The sequence below is a fragment of the Pseudomonas lini genome, from assembly GCF_964063345.1.
In the GTDB taxonomy this organism is placed as follows: Bacteria; Pseudomonadota; Gammaproteobacteria; order Pseudomonadales; family Pseudomonadaceae; genus Aquipseudomonas; species Aquipseudomonas lini_B.
Window position 1 is genome coordinate 5,351,897 of record NZ_OZ061318.1, and the last position, 16,376, is coordinate 5,368,272.

16 protein-coding genes and 2 pseudogenes are annotated in these 16,376 nt (G+C 59.4%); 5 read left to right on the forward strand and 13 right to left on the reverse strand.

Translation table 11 applies throughout. The features are described 5' to 3' along the window. Positions 1-124: 124 nt before the first annotated feature. The 5 genes and pseudogenes from AB3226_RS24270 to AB3226_RS24290 all read left to right on the forward strand — a co-directional run bounded on the left by AB3226_RS24270 (position 125) and on the right by AB3226_RS24290 (position 2,265). Positions 125-280 carry a hypothetical protein gene (locus AB3226_RS24270; protein ID WP_367374926.1) on the forward strand — a complete coding sequence of 52 codons (156 nt, stop codon included), beginning with the start codon at positions 125-127 and terminating at the stop codon, positions 278-280. A 23-nt stretch (positions 281-303) separates the two neighbouring features. Further along, on the forward strand, positions 304-540 hold the full coding sequence (locus AB3226_RS24275; protein ID WP_367374927.1) for an efflux RND transporter permease subunit: 237 nt from the start codon (positions 304-306) through the stop codon (positions 538-540). Positions 541-739: 199 nt separating this feature from the next. Further along, positions 740-913: a co-regulatory protein PtrA N-terminal domain-containing protein gene (locus AB3226_RS24280; RefSeq protein WP_367374928.1), complete on the forward strand. Its 174-nt coding sequence runs from the start codon at positions 740-742 to the stop codon at positions 911-913. Between the two features lie 106 nt (positions 914-1,019). Next, positions 1,020-1,362 (forward strand): annotated as a pseudogene (locus AB3226_RS24285) (DUF2790 domain-containing protein). 522 nt (positions 1,363-1,884) lie between these two features. Beyond that, positions 1,885-2,265, forward strand: coding sequence for a DUF6124 family protein (locus AB3226_RS24290; protein WP_367374929.1), 381 nt, complete (start codon positions 1,885-1,887; stop codon positions 2,263-2,265). Positions 2,266-2,428: 163 nt separating this feature from the next. Here AB3226_RS24290 and AB3226_RS24295 read toward each other — a convergent pair. From AB3226_RS24295 to nuoG, 13 genes and pseudogenes are all read right to left on the reverse strand, one after another. Further along, positions 2,429-2,539 (reverse strand): annotated as a pseudogene (locus AB3226_RS24295) (OprD family outer membrane porin); the annotation flags it as partial. Between the two features lie 107 nt (positions 2,540-2,646). Beyond that, positions 2,647-3,504 (reverse strand): alpha/beta fold hydrolase, encoded by an 858-nt coding sequence (locus tag AB3226_RS24300; RefSeq protein ID WP_367374930.1) that lies wholly within the window; start codon positions 3,502-3,504, stop codon positions 2,647-2,649. Beyond that, entirely contained in the window at positions 3,501-4,463 is a 963-nt protein-coding gene (locus AB3226_RS24305) for a class I SAM-dependent methyltransferase (protein WP_367374931.1), read from the reverse strand. Before AB3226_RS24305 ends, AB3226_RS24300 begins: the two co-directional genes overlap by 4 nt. Further along, a complete protein-coding gene (locus AB3226_RS24310; RefSeq protein WP_367374932.1) occupies positions 4,460-5,695 on the reverse strand; it encodes a YcaO-like family protein in 1,236 nt (411 codons plus the stop codon). Before AB3226_RS24310 ends, AB3226_RS24305 begins: the two co-directional genes overlap by 4 nt. A gap of 51 nt (positions 5,696-5,746) precedes the next feature. Continuing rightward, complete coding sequence (locus tag AB3226_RS24315) at positions 5,747-5,875, reverse strand: hypothetical protein (protein WP_367374933.1); 129 nt, start codon at positions 5,873-5,875, stop codon at positions 5,747-5,749. Positions 5,876-6,355: 480 nt separating this feature from the next. Then, entirely contained in the window at positions 6,356-7,819 is a 1,464-nt protein-coding gene (gene nuoN, locus AB3226_RS24320; protein ID WP_008014910.1) for an NADH-quinone oxidoreductase subunit NuoN, read from the reverse strand. A 7-nt stretch (positions 7,820-7,826) separates the two neighbouring features. Then, positions 7,827-9,359, reverse strand: a complete 1,533-nt coding sequence (gene nuoM, locus AB3226_RS24325; RefSeq protein ID WP_367374934.1) for an NADH-quinone oxidoreductase subunit M — start codon at positions 9,357-9,359, stop codon at positions 7,827-7,829. Positions 9,360-9,398: 39 nt separating this feature from the next. After that, a complete protein-coding gene (gene nuoL, locus AB3226_RS24330; protein ID WP_367374935.1) occupies positions 9,399-11,252 on the reverse strand; it encodes an NADH-quinone oxidoreductase subunit L in 1,854 nt (617 codons plus the stop codon). After that, a complete protein-coding gene (nuoK, locus tag AB3226_RS24335; RefSeq protein WP_007946416.1) occupies positions 11,249-11,557 on the reverse strand; it encodes an NADH-quinone oxidoreductase subunit NuoK in 309 nt (102 codons plus the stop codon). The genes nuoL and nuoK overlap by 4 nt, the downstream gene beginning before the upstream one ends. A 2-nt stretch (positions 11,558-11,559) precedes the next feature. After that, positions 11,560-12,063 carry an NADH-quinone oxidoreductase subunit J gene (nuoJ, locus tag AB3226_RS24340; RefSeq protein ID WP_105343952.1) on the reverse strand — a complete coding sequence of 168 codons (504 nt, stop codon included), beginning with the start codon at positions 12,061-12,063 and terminating at the stop codon, positions 11,560-11,562. A gap of 9 nt (positions 12,064-12,072) precedes the next feature. Continuing rightward, a complete protein-coding gene (nuoI, locus tag AB3226_RS24345) occupies positions 12,073-12,621 on the reverse strand; it encodes an NADH-quinone oxidoreductase subunit NuoI (RefSeq protein WP_052967023.1) in 549 nt (182 codons plus the stop codon). A gap of 9 nt (positions 12,622-12,630) precedes the next feature. Continuing rightward, complete coding sequence (gene nuoH / locus AB3226_RS24350; protein ID WP_052967022.1) at positions 12,631-13,638, reverse strand: NADH-quinone oxidoreductase subunit NuoH; 1,008 nt, start codon at positions 13,636-13,638, stop codon at positions 12,631-12,633. After that, complete coding sequence (nuoG, locus tag AB3226_RS24355; protein ID WP_367374936.1) at positions 13,635-16,349, reverse strand: NADH-quinone oxidoreductase subunit NuoG; 2,715 nt, start codon at positions 16,347-16,349, stop codon at positions 13,635-13,637. The genes nuoH and nuoG overlap by 4 nt, the downstream gene beginning before the upstream one ends. Positions 16,350-16,376 lie beyond the last annotated feature (27 nt).

Genomic DNA, 16,376 nt, shown 5'->3' on the forward strand with positions numbered 1-16,376 from the left:
TCAAGGCTTCTGTTCCTGCCCAATTCAGTCAAGTCATTACGTTAAAGTCGAAGACAGGATCGGGATGTAGGACGCGGCTGATTTTCTGGCGAGGGGATTCTGGATATCGGGGAGGAGGGGGAAGATGCGGGCCAGTCTTATGACCCGAAACCTGCGCTTGCTCGGTGAGGTTCAAGACGGTATCTACATTGCATTTTCGTTTCTGGGAAAAACCAGTATGAACACGGTCATCGCACCGGGCAGGCTTTCAATTTCGGCCACCCCTGATGCAGGCTCCTGATCGAACGCACGATGGCCAGGCCCATGGCCCTGGCAACCGGAACCGGTGCGCAAGTACAGCGTCCGCTGGCAACGGTGGTGATCGGCGGGATCCTATCCTCGACCATTCTCACGCTGTTGATATTGCCTGCGTTGTATCAGCTAGCCCATCGACGGGATGAGGAAGTACCTCCCCCCCTAAACCAACTTTGTGAATACAACCCCTGTGGCGAGGGAGCTTGCTCCCGCTGGACTGCGCAGCAGGCCCCGCTTTTCAGATGAAGAGCAAGGGCCGCTTCGCGCCCCAGCGGGAGCAAGCTCCCTCGCCACAGGTATTTCTCGGTCTGCAGATTTTCTGAGTGATCAATACTCTGCAATGACTGCCCCTCCCACATAACGGATATGTAATCTCCACGCCACCGTCACGAAAGGTTCGGATTGTTACCTTGATCCCGTTAGTTAATTAAACGAGGAATCAAACATGAAACGTGCACAACTGAGTGCGTTTGCAGCGGCGTTGGTGATGTCTTCCGTGGTGTTGGCTGAAGGCGGTGGCGACCGGGCATTCGAAAAAATGATGGCGGCCAATGACCGGTCGGTAGAGAAGTTTGTCGCCAAAGAGCAGGCGGGCGACCGCGTCGTTGTGAATGAATAGAAAGACGACAAGACCAAAGACTTGTAAGCGTGCCGCGTTTGAACAAGCCCGTCATCGAGTCCTGATGCCGGGCTTGTTTATGAGCCGGTTTTTGAAGAAAGTGAATATGAAGTTCTTTAAGTTGATTACGTTTGTCGGGGTTATGGCGATGTCCCTGAATGTGTTCGCTGAAGGTGGTGGTGACAGGACGTTCGAGAAGATGTTGAGCGCCAATACCAAAGCCATGGCGCAATACGCCGCCAACCAGGGCAAACCGGCGCCGGGTGGTGAAAGACTATGAATACGGGATGAAACTGGATGTAGTGAAAGTGGCAAGTGTCGTATGACCGCGGGTTGCCTGCGCTGTAGTACCCACTTCAATGACCTATGAAGATTCCCGGGGCCAGCTCAACACCATCAAATACACCGTGGCGGGAGACTGTCGCAGCGCGGTGGGTGAGGGCGCATGACCGACATCCGATCCCCGTGCGCACCGTGGTGACTGAAACCACCGTCCCCTGTAGGAGTTGCCGAAGGCTGCGATCTTTTGATCTTGATTTTTAGAAGAGAAATCAAAAGATCGCAGCCTTCGGCAGCTTCTACAGGTGCGTTTTTTAATCGGAATTCCGGTTTGTCCGCGCACCACACAGATCGTATTTCAATTCGGGATGTTTAAAAGTTGTGTCGCAAAGGCTGAACCTTCCCACAATGTTTTCAGGTTGTCCGTCGGACGTCCGGTCTCTAGCCTGTGTACGTCGCTGCCAATTCAGCGACCGGGATTGGAAACCCCGAGGCGAACTGAGCGCACAAGCGCCTTTCATAACGTATGCTTGCGCACCTTCAATGTGTGCACTCCGTTATGGCGGCTGTGCGCGGGAGACCTTCGGGTCAACCGGGTTCTCCGTTCCCCGGGTTTCCAACCTGCGCACAGCTGCCACCCCTTCGTTCGGAAACCGAATGGGCCAGCTCCACCGCTAGACCGGAGAAACACAATGAAAAAGCCAACACCCAACCCTCCCGAAGTAGACACCGTTGCGGACGCCGACTCAACGTCCCCCTACACCTCCCTCGACTCCAAAAAACTCCACGAAGCTGCCGAACGTGCGCTCGATTACTACCTGAACCCTACCGCCCACGTCATGGCCACGCCCTACACCCCCAACCAGATGTTTTTCGCCAATCCCAAAGCCGACACCGAATCCCTGCTGGCCAATGCCAGCGAGTCATTGTCCTCGGCCACGGTCATGCTCGGTGACTTCGCCGCACTGCTGGAAGGCAGCCACCGCAAGACTTTGCTGGGAATTGCACAAGTGGTGATGCTGGGAGAATTGGCGGTGAATCAGGCGTTGGATAACGTCGAGCCGGCTGCATAGCCCTGTGGGAGCAAGCCTGCTCGCGATGGCGGGGGGGCAGTCGACGAAGATGTTGGCTGTGCCGACGCCATCGCGGGCAAGCCCGCTCCCACAGTTTTCCGCGATGCTTGCCGAACTTGTGTACACCACAGAACCTGTGGGAGCCGGGCTTGCCCGCGTTAGCGTTGCGCCCGCCACCGGTGTCGAGTTTCAAGCCGATCATCGCAAACGCATCGACCCCAACCCCAACGGTGCCTTGGGTAAACCCGGATTCGAACTTGCTGATGATCGCGTGGTTCGGCGGGCAAGGGCCCACCGGCATGGTCGCCGGGTGACATCGTTGCAATCTGCGGATAACGCCAAGGTGATGGGGGAATTACAATTTCGTCATGTCGGCGTGGTCTACAGCGTATATGCGCGCTTCAACGACTGGCGCACGGCTTTCAATACCGGCAATTCGAAAGCGTTGTGCCCAGCGCGCAGCAGGCGACAGTGAATGGGCTGGCGCTCGCGCAACCAGCGCAGACTGGCCATGCCGAAAGTGTCTTTGATGCCTTGTATCACCAGGGTGTCGGTATTGAGCGAGAGGTTTTCGTCATCCACGCTGAAGAAGTAGCGATTGACGTGGTAATGCAGTTCCAGGCGGATGGCATGCACGGCCTCTTCGTCGACAAACACCTTGAGTGCACCAAGGGGCATCGATTGCCCGTTGAGTCGCAACGTGGCTTGCAACCAGTGGATGGCGGCCTGGCGCTGTTGTTCGCAACCCCCGTTGTTCAATGTTTGGTGGATGTCCCGGGTGGTACCGCCACCGACTTCGGACAAGGCCGCATCGATCGCTTCTTCGTAGGCACTTCTGTTCGCCTCAAACGGTACGAAAATCGACACCAGAGTGGTTTTCAGCAGGGCGGCGGGGTAGCGCTGCTGGTATTGGATGGCCAGCCAGCTGCCCCAGGAAACCCCCAGCAAACTGATGCGCTCCAACCCAAGGTGCAGACGCAAAGCGTCGATGTCTTCGACGTTCAGGCCGGTGCTGTTGCGGCGGGTTTGCCCGTACGGACGTGAACGGCCACATCCACGTTGGTCAAGCAGAATGACGTCAAAACAGCGCAGATCGAAGAACTCCAGATGATGGCGGCTACAGCGCCCGCCCGGGCCTCCGTGCAAGAAGAACACCGGCTCGCCGCCGAGAGTTCCGTGGCGCTCCCAGTACAGTTGATGGCCGTCATCGGTGGCGAGGTAACCGTTTGCGCCGGTCATACGGTCGGAACCGTCAGGCGGTAGAACTGAAACAACTCCTGGCACCCGGTGCGCGCCGATACGCTGCAGATGATCGCCAGTGCGAAGGTGTGCGCCAGCCAGGGCAGCGCCAGTAAAACCGGGGAGTGTCCGAACACCAGAATCGTGCCGTCAGGCTTCACGCAACGTACCAGGCTTTCAAATGCGCAGTGTGCTTGGCGGCGGGTCATGACTTCGGCATTCAGGAAGCGAAGGATCAGTACCTCGCAGCGAATATTGGATTCAGTGGATGTTGTGGCCTCCATCACCCGAAACTCGACAGAGGAAGCGCTATGGCGCTGTTGCGCATATTCGATCATTGAGGTTGAACGATCTGTTCCGAGGTAGCGGCCATCGGCGAGTTCGGTGGCCAGATGGGCGATGAACTCGCCGGTCGAGCAGGCCGGGTCGTACACCAGGTCGCCGGGTTTCAAGAGTGTCCTGAGCACGGTCACGCAGTGTTCGCGAAAGTGAAGTTCGTCTGCGTTCAATAGCGCGGCGAGGGATTCGTTGCCTTGCCAGTAGTCGGATGGGCAAACGGCCTCCTGACCGCTATCGTCCGTCACGGCAAAGGGAAAATGGATCTCGCTGTCCGGGCAGGTCAGTGCCGTTTCGAAGGCTTCGGTTCTTTCTTTCTCCGTCGATGCTTGAAAGTAGATCGACACACCTTCGTTGCCCCATTGCGACTGCCTGTGCGGTCCCAACAACATGGCAGGGATCAAGATGCTGCTCAGGCCCCAGCGATGATGCTGGTCACGCTGCAACACCTTGCGGCCCACCCAGTCACAGCCCCTCACACGCAGCAAAAATACCTGATGCAAGCCATTGCCCGGTGGCTCGACGAAACAACTGATCGGGCCGGCGCACGTGATGTGGTTGGCCATGTTTTTTGCCAGCGAGAGCTCACGCGCCTTTGGAGTGTCTTTTGCTCGACTGTTCATGGGTTAATTCCCTGATACCGTTTTTCCAGCCGCCGACCTCGGGTGTGGGGAATCACCACGTTGCCGCTGGACACGATGAAAAACCGTTCGAGCCCGGGAATCACCACGTTGACCAGAGTGGTGCCGAGTTCGGTTTGATGAAGGGTTGTTGCGCCTAGGGTCCGGCCGTGGTGTTGAAGATCCCTGGTCAATTGCTCGATCTGCAATGGCAACGACGTATCCACGCAGGCTTCGGGCAGTATCACCGTGTGCTGAGCGCAGCGATGCAGCAGGGTGTCAGGGTTGAATTGCAAGCAGCGCAGTAAGCGGGGAAAGGGGTGCAGGTGGCGCTGCGCATTGAACAGGTACTGCTTGTATTCGGGCTCTGACGCGGCGAGGTGCAGTTGCACCAGTTCCGTGAGCGCGCGCCAGGCACCATGGCGTGGATCCAGGGAACAACCCGTGCCGAATATGCGAATGTGAACGCCGGGTGCAGCGGAAAAAGCCAGGAAGGTGCGTGCTACGAACTCGCGGCTGATGTCCAGCAGCACGACATCCGCGCCGATTTCCCGTTCGGCATCCGCCCACAGTCGGCCGAGAACAGTGTCATGGCTGGGGCGGGTGACCTGGCGCAGTGGCGGGTGATTCTGGTAGTAAAAGTGATCCAGCAGAAACAGCGAGACAGCATCCCGTTCGATGCATTCATTAATGGCATGCAGCAGGGCTTCGTTGTAACTGGCACCAATGGCGGTGCCACTGTTGCTGGAATAACGGTGTAGGGCGCGACAGTCCGCCGCCTCGTGCTCAAACACAGACTGTACGGTGTTGGGGGAGGTCAGCGCGACCGGATAGGAAAACGGCGGGCATTGTCCGGGGCACGTATAGATTCGGCACGGGACCCGCTTGTTTTGCTGGTCGGCGATGCGCAACACAGGGTCTTCACTGAACAGCGCTGTCTGAGCGAAGTAACTTGCGCAGACGAAGTGAAAGTCGTCTGCCGTGAGCGAGTCTGTCCAGTAGTGCTCAAGGGCTTCATAAAGAGCACCCAGCTCTGCTGCGGCCGCATAACCTTTGCCGGCGCCGCGGGCCAAGGGTTGGCCGTCGTTGTCAGTGAGTGCTGCCTGTACCGAAACAACGTGGTGGCCAAGGGTGCGGGTGACCGGGGTCAGTCCCAGACGGCCAAGTTCGGTTTGGATACGCTGATGTGCCTGCTCTGGCGTGAGTTCGCGCTCGATTATCCTTGCTCTGTCCATGCTTACCTTCCTCAAAAAAGAACGGGGGATTTTCATCCCCCGTTCATTCCGTTACTCGGCGTCGAGTTCCGCCAGTTCCTCTTCGCTCAGTTGCAGCGCTTCGATGTGATCCGGATGGCTGGTTTCCTGCTCATCCAGTTCCACGATTTTGTTGGCGTTCCAGCTACTTATGTAACCCATTGGGAAGTTCCTTTTTTTATGGTTGAAGGTGCTGTTTCAAGCACGAGCCAAATCTATAAGGCGAATTGTGGAGGGTCAAAAATGTCCAGGCGTTTCAGTTCCGGGTTGGGGAGGGTGTCGAAATACGTACACATCAACCTAGGCTTGAAACGCTGCCGGGCCAGAGAGCAACAGCAGTGTCGGGGGTTGAATCCCCTGAGGAAATTCGGGAAGCCTCACCTGGGTCAACGTTTTTCGGCGGAGGTAATGTGGGATTTTTCAGCGAGTGATTGAAGCAACGTCAGCGGTGAAGACGCCTGACTGGATTTTTCTTGTGCACGTGATGAATTTTCCTAAAGGGAGGCGAGATTTTTCACACATAAAACGGCGGGTGGATCGTCTTGAAGAGGAAGAAGGGGTGGTAGCGATGTGCTGTTAGCCAACGCAAAAACGGCACCCGAAGGTGCCGTTTTTGTTTGTTACCGAGAATCGCTTAAGCGATCAACCCGCCAACCCCGATTGTTGAACCAGGTTCAGCAGCGGCTGTGGATACAGGCCGAGGAAGAATGCCAGTACGGCAATCGCCAGCAGCATTACGCCGCCTGCACGTTGTTCCCAGTGCAGCTGGGCATCGTGGCGACGCAGGTTCGGTTCCATCAGGTACAGGGTGACCATCACACGCAGGTAGTAGAAGACGCCGATGGCGCTGCCCAGCACCAGGGAGCCGACCAGCCACCATTGGTGCGATTCGACACCGGTAGCGATGATGTAGAACTTGCCGATGAAGCCCGCGGTCAGCGGGATACCGGCCAGGGACAGCATCATCACGGTCAGGACGGCGGTCAAGTACGGACGGCGCCAGAACAAGCCGCGGTATTCGTACAGGGCGTCCGCGTCACGGCCGTTGTACGGCGAGGACATCAGGGTGATCACGCCGAACGCGCCGAGGCTGGTGATCACGTAGGTGACCAGGTACACGCCGATGGCTTCCACGGCCAGGCCTTTGCTCGCCACCAGGGCGATCAGCAGGTAGCCGAAGTGGGCGATGGACGAGTAACCCAGCAGACGCTTGAGGTTGCTTTGGGTCAGTGCCAGCAGGTTACCGAACAGGATCGACGCGATGGCGATGATGGTCAGCACGTCGCTCAGCACACCGCTGCTCGCCGCTGGCGAGATCTGGAACAGACGCACCATCACCGCAAACACAGCGACTTTCGACGCGGTGGCCAGGAACGCTGCCACCGGTGCCGGGGCACCTTCGTAAACGTCCGGGGTCCAGAGATGGAACGGTACCAGCGACAATTTGAACGCCAGGCCGATCAGCATCATGCCCAGGCCCAGTTGAGCCAGAGAGCTTGGCAGACCGGTGGCCGCCAGGGCCTGACCGATGCCGTTGAAGCTCAGGCTGCCAGCGTCGGCGTAGAGCAGGGCCATGCCGAACAACAGGAACGCGGAACCGGCGGCCGACAGCACCATGTACTTGATACCGGCTTCCAGCGAGCGCTTGTTGAAGAAGGCATAAGCCACCAGACCGTAAACCGGTACCGAGAGCAGTTCCAGACCGACGAACAAGCCGGCCAGGTGCTGCGCGCTGACCAACACCAGGCCACCGGCGGCGGCCATCAGGATCAGCAGGTAAAGTTCTTCACGGTTGCCCGGGTAACCCGAACCGCCATCGCCGAGGTAGGCGTGGGCGAGGGTGACACAAGCGAGGGTGGCGACCAGGATCAGCGCCATGTACAGGCAGGCGAAGGTGTCGATCTGCAGCAGTGGAGTCACGGCCAGCGGCGCGACTTTCAGAGCTGGCAGGATCGACAGCAGAGCCAGGTTCAGACCTGCCACCGACAGCAGGAAGGTCTGTGAGTGGTTGCGGCGCCATGCGATAGCCAGCATCACCACGATGATCGTGGCGCTGGTGATCAACAACGGCGCAAGCGCGATAAAGTGTTGAGTCGTGAATTCCATAGCGCTCTTACCGGGCCGAAGCGAGTTGAGTGAAGGCGGTGCCGAGCCACTGCTGCACGCCATGCATCGTCGCGGCAGAGGTATCGAGGAACGGCTGCGGGTACACGCCGATGTAGATCAGCAGCGCCGCAAGCCCAACCACCATGATCAGTTCGCGACCGTCCATGCCATGCAACACCGCGTCCGATTTCGACGGGCCGAAGTAGGCACGGTGGATCATGATCAGCGAGTAGACCGAACCGAACACCAGGCCGGACGTCGCAATCACAGTGATCCATGGGGCGCTGGCGAAGGTGCCGATCAGAATCAGGAACTCGCCGACAAAGTTACCGGTCGCCGGCAAGCCCAGGGACGCGGCGGCGAAGAACAGGCTGAGAGCCGGCAGGTAGGCAATCTTCGACCACAGGCCACCCATCTCACGCATATCGCGGGTGTGGGTACGCTCGTACAGCTGACCGGAGAGGATAAAGAGTGCCGCCGCCGACAGACCGTGCGCCAGCATCTGCATCACTGCGCCCTGCAGCGCCAGCTGGCTGCCGGAGTAGATGCCGATCAGCACGAAGCCCATGTGGGAAACGGACGAGAAGGCGATCAGACGCTTGATGTCGGTTTGCGCGAAGGCCAGGAACGCACCGTAGAAGATCCCGATCAGACCCAGGGTCATGGCGAACGGCGCGAACTCGGCCGAGGCATTCGGGAACAGCGGCAGGGCGAAACGCAGCAGGCCATACGCCGCAGTCTTCAACAAGATACCGGCCAGGTCCACGGAACCCGCGGTCGGTGCCTGGGCGTGAGCGTCAGGCAACCAGGAGTGGAACGGCACCACTGGCAGCTTGACCGCGAAGGCGATGAAGAAGCCGAGCATCAGGATGTACTCGGTGGTCATCGACATCTTGGTCTTCAACAGATCGGCGTAGTTGAAGGTAATCACACCGGTGTCGTTGAAGTTGACCAGTACCAGCCCCAGGATCGCCACCAACATGATCAGGCCGGAAGCCTGAGTGAAGATGAAGAACTTGGTCGCCGCGTAGATCCGGGTTTTCTTGCCATCCGAAGAACTATGACCCCAGAGCGCGATGAGGAAGTACATCGGCACCAGCATCATTTCCCAGAAGAAGAAGAACATGAACAGGTCGAGGGCGAGGAACACGCCGACGACACCGCCCAGGATCCACATCAGGTTCAAGTGGAAGAAGCCCACATGACGCTGGATCTCTTTCCACGAGCAGAGTACCGAGAGGACACCCAGCAAGCCGGTCAGCAGGATCATCAACAGCGACAGGCCGTCGAGGGCCAGGTGCACGTTGATGCCGAAACGCTGGATCCAGACGTGTTTGAACTCAATCACCCAGGTCGGATCGGCGCCAGGCGCCGGAGCAAATGAATAGTCGCCATGGGCCCACAGCCAGAGGCCGAGAGCGAGTTCCAGGGACATGGTCAACAGCGCAATCCAGCGCGGGAGGGTAGAGCCGAAGCGCTCACCCATCCAGCACAGCAGGCCGCCGATGAAGGGAATCAGGATTAGCCAAGGCAGAATCATGACGGGCTCGTTTCCTTTCGCAAGTTCGCAAGGTTCATATCAGACCGCTACCAGCACGACGGCGCCGATTACCAGCACGGCACCAGCAGCCATCGAGGCGGCATACCAACGCAATTGACCGGTCTCGGTGCGGCTCAGGGCGGTGTGACCGCCTTTGGCCATACGCGGGATCAGACCGATAGTCTGGTCGAGCGGGTCTTTGCGCAGTACATGGCTGATCGCAAGGTAAGGCTTGACGAACAGTTTGTCGTAGATCCAGTCGAAGCCCCAGGCAGCGAACCACCAGGCCGAAAGGAAACGGCCGACGCCGCTGTTGGCGATGGCGGTGACGAAGCGACGCTTGCCGAGGAACAGCAGCGCGGCCAGCAGGATACCGGCCAGGGCGATGGCGCCCGAGGCGATTTCCAGACTGTGCTTGGCTTCGCCGCCGGCATGGCCGACGCTTTCCGGCAGCACACCGTGCAGCGGCGGAACGATCATTGCGCCGACGAACGTCGACAGTACGATCAGCACCGACAGTGGCAGCCAGTGAGCAATGCCGTGACCCGCATGTGCTTCGGTCTTCGCTTCACCGTGGAACGCGATGAAGATCAGGCGGAAGGTGTACAGCGAGGTCATGAACGCACCAACCAGACCTGCATAAAGCAGACCCTGGTTACCGCTGGCGAACGCTTCCCAGAGGATTTCATCCTTGGAGTAGAAGCCCGCGGTCACCAGAGGCAAGGCCGCCAGGGCTGCGCCGCCGACGATGAAGCTGGCGTAGGCCAGTGGCAGTTTCTTCCACAGGCCGCCCATCTTGAAGATGTTCTGCTCGTGGTGGCAGGCAACGATCACAGCACCGGATGCAAGGAACAACAGCGCCTTGAAGAAGGCGTGGGTCATCAGGTGGAAGATCGCGCCGTCCCACGCACCTACGCCCAAAGCCAGGAACATGTAGCCGATCTGGCTCATGGTCGAGTAGGCGAGGATACGTTTGATGTCGGTCTGAACCAGTGCGGCAAAACCTGCCAGCACCAGCGTCACGCCACCCACAACACCCACCAGGTGCAGGATGTCCGGCGCCAGGGCGAACAAGCCGTGAGTACGGGCGATCAGATAGACACCGGCGGTTACCATGGTCGCGGCGTGGATCAGTGCCGAAACCGGAGTCGGGCCGGCCATCGCATCCGCCAGCCAGGTTTGCAGCGGCAGTTGCGCGGATTTACCGACAGCGCCGCCCAGCAGCATCAGGGTCGCCAGAACGATCCAGAAGTCACCGGCCTTGAAGTGCTCAGGCGCCTTGACCAGCAGTTCCTGAATGTTCAGCGTGCCCAACTGTTGGAACAGGATGAACAGGCCGATGGCCATGAACACGTCGCCGACGCGGGTCACGATGAAGGCTTTGAGTGCCGCGTTACCGTTGTTGCGGTTGCTGTAGTAGAAACCGATCAACAGGTACGAGCACAGGCCCACGCCTTCCCAGCCGAAGTACACGAACAGCAGGTTATCGGCCAGGACCAGGAACAACATGCTGGCGATAAACAGGTTGGTGTAGGCGAAGAAGCGCGAATAACCGGCTTCACCGCGCATGTACCAGGACGCGAACAGGTGGATCAGGAAGCCGACGCCGACCACCACACCGAGCATGGTCAGGGACAGACCATCCAGGTACAGCGCGAAGTTAGGCGTGAAGCCTTCTACCGCCATCCACTGCCACAACACGTGGGTGTAGTGACCGCCTTCAGGTGGTGCAACGTTGAACTGCCAGATTATGTAAGCAGTGACGATTGCCGACAGGCCAATGGAGCCGACGCCGATCAGCGCCGAAAGGTTTTCCGACCAGCGACCGCGTGAGAACGCCAGCAGCAGGAAACCTATGAGAGGAAATACGAAAGTCAGATAGAGAAGGTTCATCCGCGCATCTCGCTGGCAGCGTCGATATCGAGAGTGTGGAAGCGGCGATACAGCTGCAACAGAATCGCCAGGCCAATACTGGCCTCGGCGGCTGCCAGGCTGATCACCAGGATGAACATGATCTGTCCATCCGGCTGCGCCCAGCGGCTACCGGCAACGATGAACGCCAACGCGGAGGCATTCATCATGACCTCCAGGCTCATCAGCACGAAAAGAATGTTGCGCCGGACCATCAGGCCGACCAGACCGAGGCAGAACAGGATGCCGGCAACCGCCAGACCATGCTCCATAGGGATAGCAGGCATCGTCATTGCTCCTTGGCTTCGTTGCGGCCCAAGTGGAACGCCGTGACGGCTGCGGCGAGCAGCAGCATCGAGGCGAGTTCGACCACCAGCAGATAAGGACCGAACAGGCTGATGCCCACGGCCTTGGCGTCTACGGTGGTGTGGCCGAGGGCCTGGCCGCTGGAGTGGCTGAACAGCACGTACAGCAGTTCAGCCAGCAGCAGGGCGCCGAGTGCGACCGGGCCCAGCCAAATGCCGGGTTTGAGCCAGACGCGCTCTTGCTGAACCGAGGCGGGGCCCAGGTTCAGCATCATCACCACGAACACGAACAGCACCATGATGGCGCCGGCGTAGGCGATCACTTCCAGTACACCGGCAAACGGTGCGCCGAGGGCGAAGAACGTCATGGCCACGGCGATCAGCGAAATGATCAGGTAGAGCAGGGCGTGCACGGGGTTGGTGTTGGTGATCACGCGAAGCGTGGACACAACAGCGATACCCGATGCGAAATAGAAAGCGAATTCCATCTTTCTTCCTTAAGGCAGCAAGCTCTTCACGTTGATCGGCTGGGCTTCATTCTGCGCGGAGCCTTTTGGCTTACCGGCAATCGCCATACCTGCAACACGATAGAAGTTGTAATCAGGGTTTTTGCCGGGGCCGGAGATCAACAGATCTTCTTTCTCGTACACAAGGTCCTGACGTTTGAACTCGGCCATCTCGAAATCCGGTGTCAGCTGGATCGCGGTGGTCGGGCAGGCTTCCTCGCAGAGGCCGCAGAAAATGCAGCGCGAGAAGTTGATACGGAAAAACTCCGGGTACCAGCGACCGTCATCGGTTTCAGCTTTCTGCAGCGAGATGCAACCGACCGGGCACGCCACGGCGCACAGGTTGCAAGCTACGCAACGCTCTTCGCCGTCGGGGTCGCGGGTCAGCACGATACGGCCACGGAAGCGTGGCGGCAGGTACACCGCCTCTTCCGGATATTGCAGCGTGTCGCGCTTGCGGAAGGCATGGCCGAAGATCATCACCAGGCTGCGAAGCTGGGTGAAGAAGCCATGCACGATGTCAAAAATGTACTTCATGATTCTCTATCCTCACTGAGCCGCGACGGCGGGCGTGTTGAGCAACACGACCGCAGCGGTCACCAGCATGTTGACGAGGGTCAGCGGCAGGCAGAACTTCCAGCTGAAATCCATCACTTGGTCATACCGTGGGCGCGGAATCGAGGCGCGTAGCAGGATGAAGAACATGATGAAGAACGCGGTTTTCAGTGCGAACCAGATGAACGGGATCTGCGGCAGAATGCCGAACGGACCGTGCCAGCCACCGAAGAACAAGGTCACCAGCAGCGCCGAAATCAGCACGATGCCGATGTATTCACCGACGAAGAACATGCCCCATTTCATGCCGGCGTATTCAATGTGGTAACCGTCGGCCAGTTCCTGTTCCGCTTCCGGTTGGTCGAACGGGTGACGGTGAGTCACGGCGACGCCAGCGATGAAGAAGGTCAGGAAACCGAAGATCTGCGGAATGACGAACCACAGGTTCTGCGCCTGGTATTCAACGATGTCGCGCATGTTGAACGAGCCGACCTGGATCACGATGCCCATCAGCGACAGGCCCATGAACACTTCGTACGACACGGTTTGTGCCGAGGCCCGCAAGCTGCCCAACAGGGCGAACTTGTTGTTACTCGACCAGCCGGCGAACAAAACCGCGTAGACCGACAGACCGGCCATGGCGAAGAAGAACAGGATGCCGATGTTGATATCCGCCACGCCCCAGGTCGGGGTGATCGGGATGATCGCGAAGGCCATCAGCAAGGCGCTCATGGCCACGACCGGTGCCAACGTGAAGATCACTTTGTCGGCGAACGGCGGGGTCCAGTCTTCCTTGAAGAACATCTTGATCATGTCGGCCGCAATCTGGAACGCGCCGAACGGGCCGACGCGGTTCGGACCGTAACGGTCCTGCCAGAGGGCGAGCAGACGACGCTCGACCCAGCTCAGCAACGCGCCGCACACCACCACGGCGAGCAGAATCACGATGGCCTTGAGGACCGCGATGATTACGTCGATCACTTCAGGCGTGAACCAGGTCATAGCGCTGCCTCCTGCAGACCGTCAACGGATTTGCCAAAGATCGCAGGCGGAATGCCGGCAATACCGGCCGGCAATGCGACCAGGCCGGCACCCAGCTCTTCGTTGATGCGCAGCGGCAGACGCAAGGTCTGGCCGGCCACGTTCAGGCTCAGCAGGGCACCGTCATTGACGCCCAAGCGGTCGGCTTCGGACTTGGCCAGCGACAGGTAAGCGGCTGGAATGCGTTCTTGAACCGGCGTGGCTTTGGAAGAGTTCTCTTCGCTGCCGAACAGGTGGAAGAACGGCACGACCTGCCAGGTGCCCGGAGCCGGGTTGAACGCGCGCGGAACACTGGCGAACCAGTTCAGCGAATCACCGGTGCTTTCGATCAGGCGAGTGCCCGGGTCGCCAGCGCGGATGTGACCACCGACTTCGTCCTGGAATTTGTTCCAGGCTTGCGGCGAGTTCCAGCCCGGAGACCAGGCGAAGGGTACTTGCTGACGCGGTTCGACCGAGCCCGAGTAACCTTCCATGGAGAACGAGAACGCGGTGTCGTTGTCCTGGGAAGTACGCGGTTCGTGCACGCTGATGTCGGCGCGCATGGCGGTCCGGCCGCTGTAACGCAACGGTTCGCGAGCCAGTTTCAGGCCTTTGATGCGGAACGCGGCGGACGGTGCGGCATCGACGATGCGCGCCAGTTGCGGTTTGCTCGCAGCAACGGCAGCGGTGACGTGGTCCAGTTGGGTCCAGTCGATCGGCTGGTTCAGCAGGGTCGAACGCAGGGCATGCAGCCAGCGCCAGCCTTCATGAACCAGAATGCTTGCGTCGAGGTAAGTCGGGTCGAAGACCTGGAAGAAACGCTGGGCGCGGCCTTCCTGGCTGACCAGCGTACCGTCGCCTTCAGCGAAGCTGGCGGCTGGCAGAACCAGGTGCGCGCGATCGCTGGTGGCGGTCTTCTGATGGTCCGCCACGATCACCACTTTCGCGGCATTCAGGGCAGCATCGACCTTGGCTTTGTCGGTACGGGTGTACAGATCGTTTTCCAGCACGACGATGGCGTCGGCCTTACCGTCGATCACCGCTTGCAGGGCTGCGTCGACCGAATCACCACCGAGCATGGCCAGGCCGAGGCTGTTGGCCTCTGGCACGATCAGGCTGATGGAACCGTTCTTCTCGCGCAGCTTCAGGGCCTTGGCAATGTTCGCCGCGGCTTCGATCAACGCCTTGGAACCCAGCGAGGTGCCGGCAATGATCAATGGACGCTTGGCCGCGAGCAGGGCGTTGGCGATGCGCTGAGCCAGTTCGAGGGCTTCAGCGTCCAGGCCTTCAACGGCTGGCGCGCTGGCGTCGAGGGCGTGAGCCACGGCGAAACCGATGCGGGCCAGGTCGTCAGGAGCTGCGTGGACGCATTCTTCAGCCACGTCGTCGAGCTTGGTTTCAGCCAGGCTGGCGATGAACAGCGGGTTCAGTGCGTTCTGACCGATGTTCTTCACCGCGGCATCGAGCCATGGCTGAACGCGCATGGCGTCGGCCATGTCTTCGGCCTTGCCCTTGACCGATTGACGCAGGGCCAGGGCCATGCGCGCAGCAGTCTGGGTCAGGTCTTCGCCGAGGACGAAAATCGCATCGTGATCTTCGATGTCGCGCATGTTCGGGATCGGCAGCGGGCTGGCTTTGAGCACCTGCACAACCAGACGAATGCGCTCAAGCTCAGCGGCTTCGATACCGGAGTAGAAGTGCTCGGCGCCGACCAGTTCCAGCAACGCGTAGTTGCTTTCGAGGCTGGCGCGCGGCGAACCGATACCGACGATGTTGCGACCGCGCAGCAGGTCAGCGGCTTTATCCAGTGCTTCGTCGAGGCCCAACTTCGCGCCGTTGGCCAGCAGTGGCTGACGCGGGCGGTCTTCGCGGTTGACGTAGCCGTAACCGAAACGGCCACGGTCGCACAGGAAGTACTGGTTCACCGAACCGTTGAAACGGTTTTCGATGCGACGCAGTTCGCCGTAACGCTCGCCCGGGGAAATGTTGCAACCGCTGGAGCAGCCATGGCAGATGCTCGGCGAGAACTGCATGTCCCACTTACGGTTGTAGCGTTCGGAGTGAGTCTTGTCGGTGAACACACCGGTCGGGCAGACCTCGGTGAGGTTGCCGGAGAACTCGCTTTCGAGGGTGCCGTCTTCAACGCGACCGAAGTACACGTTGTCGTGAGCACCGAACACGCCGAGGTCAGTGCCGCCGGCATAGTCTTTATAGAAGCGCACGCAACGATAGCAAGCGATACAGCGGTTCATTTCGTGGGAAATGAACGGCCCCAGTTGCTGGTTCTGGTGAGTACGCTTGGTGAAGCGATAGCGGCGCTCGTTGTGGCCAGTCATGACCGTCATGTCTTGCAGGTGGCAATGACCGCCTTCCTCACAGACCGGGCAGTCGTGAGGGTGGTTGGTCATCAGCCATTCAACAACACTGGCACGGAAGGCCTTGGATTCTTCATCTTCGATGGAGATCCAGGTGCCGTCGGTGGCAGGGGTCATGCAGGACATGACGATGCGACCACGGGTGTCGTTTTCGTCGGTGTACTGCTTGACCGCGCACTGGCGGCAAGCGCCAACGCTGCCGAGGGCTGGGTGCCAGCAGAAATAAGGGATATCGAGGCCTAGCGACAGACACGCCTGTAACAGGTTGTCTGCCCCATCGACTTCGAGCTCTTTGCCGTCTACGTGGATAGTGGCCATGGTTCAAAGTTCTTCGTTGGCCCGGTG

Coding starts and splice junctions, on each gene's coding strand:
- AB3226_RS24270 (WP_367374926.1), top strand. CDS start 125: ATGCGGGCCAGTCTTATGACCCGAAACCTGCGCTTGCTCGGTGAGGTT.
- AB3226_RS24275 (WP_367374927.1), top strand. CDS start 304: ATGGCCCTGGCAACCGGAACCGGTGCGCAAGTACAGCGTCCGCTGGCA.
- AB3226_RS24280 (WP_367374928.1), top strand. CDS start 740: ATGAAACGTGCACAACTGAGTGCGTTTGCAGCGGCGTTGGTGATGTCT.
- AB3226_RS24290 (WP_367374929.1), top strand. CDS start 1,885: ATGAAAAAGCCAACACCCAACCCTCCCGAAGTAGACACCGTTGCGGAC.
- AB3226_RS24300 (WP_367374930.1), bottom strand. CDS start 3,504: ATGACCGGCGCAAACGGTTACCTCGCCACCGATGACGGCCATCAACTG.
- AB3226_RS24305 (WP_367374931.1), bottom strand. CDS start 4,463: ATGAACAGTCGAGCAAAAGACACTCCAAAGGCGCGTGAGCTCTCGCTG.
- AB3226_RS24310 (WP_367374932.1), bottom strand. CDS start 5,695: ATGGACAGAGCAAGGATAATCGAGCGCGAACTCACGCCAGAGCAGGCA.
- AB3226_RS24315 (WP_367374933.1), bottom strand. CDS start 5,875: ATGGGTTACATAAGTAGCTGGAACGCCAACAAAATCGTGGAACTGGAT.
- nuoN (WP_008014910.1), bottom strand. CDS start 7,819: ATGGAATTCACGACTCAACACTTTATCGCGCTTGCGCCGTTGTTGATC.
- nuoM (WP_367374934.1), bottom strand. CDS start 9,359: ATGATTCTGCCTTGGCTAATCCTGATTCCCTTCATCGGCGGCCTGCTG.
- nuoL (WP_367374935.1), bottom strand. CDS start 11,252: ATGAACCTTCTCTATCTGACTTTCGTATTTCCTCTCATAGGTTTCCTG.
- nuoK (WP_007946416.1), bottom strand. CDS start 11,557: ATGCCTGCTATCCCTATGGAGCATGGTCTGGCGGTTGCCGGCATCCTG.
- nuoJ (WP_105343952.1), bottom strand. CDS start 12,063: ATGGAATTCGCTTTCTATTTCGCATCGGGTATCGCTGTTGTGTCCACG.
- nuoH (WP_052967022.1), bottom strand. CDS start 13,638: ATGACCTGGTTCACGCCTGAAGTGATCGACGTAATCATCGCGGTCCTC.
- nuoG (WP_367374936.1), bottom strand. CDS start 16,349: ATGGCCACTATCCACGTAGACGGCAAAGAGCTCGAAGTCGATGGGGCA.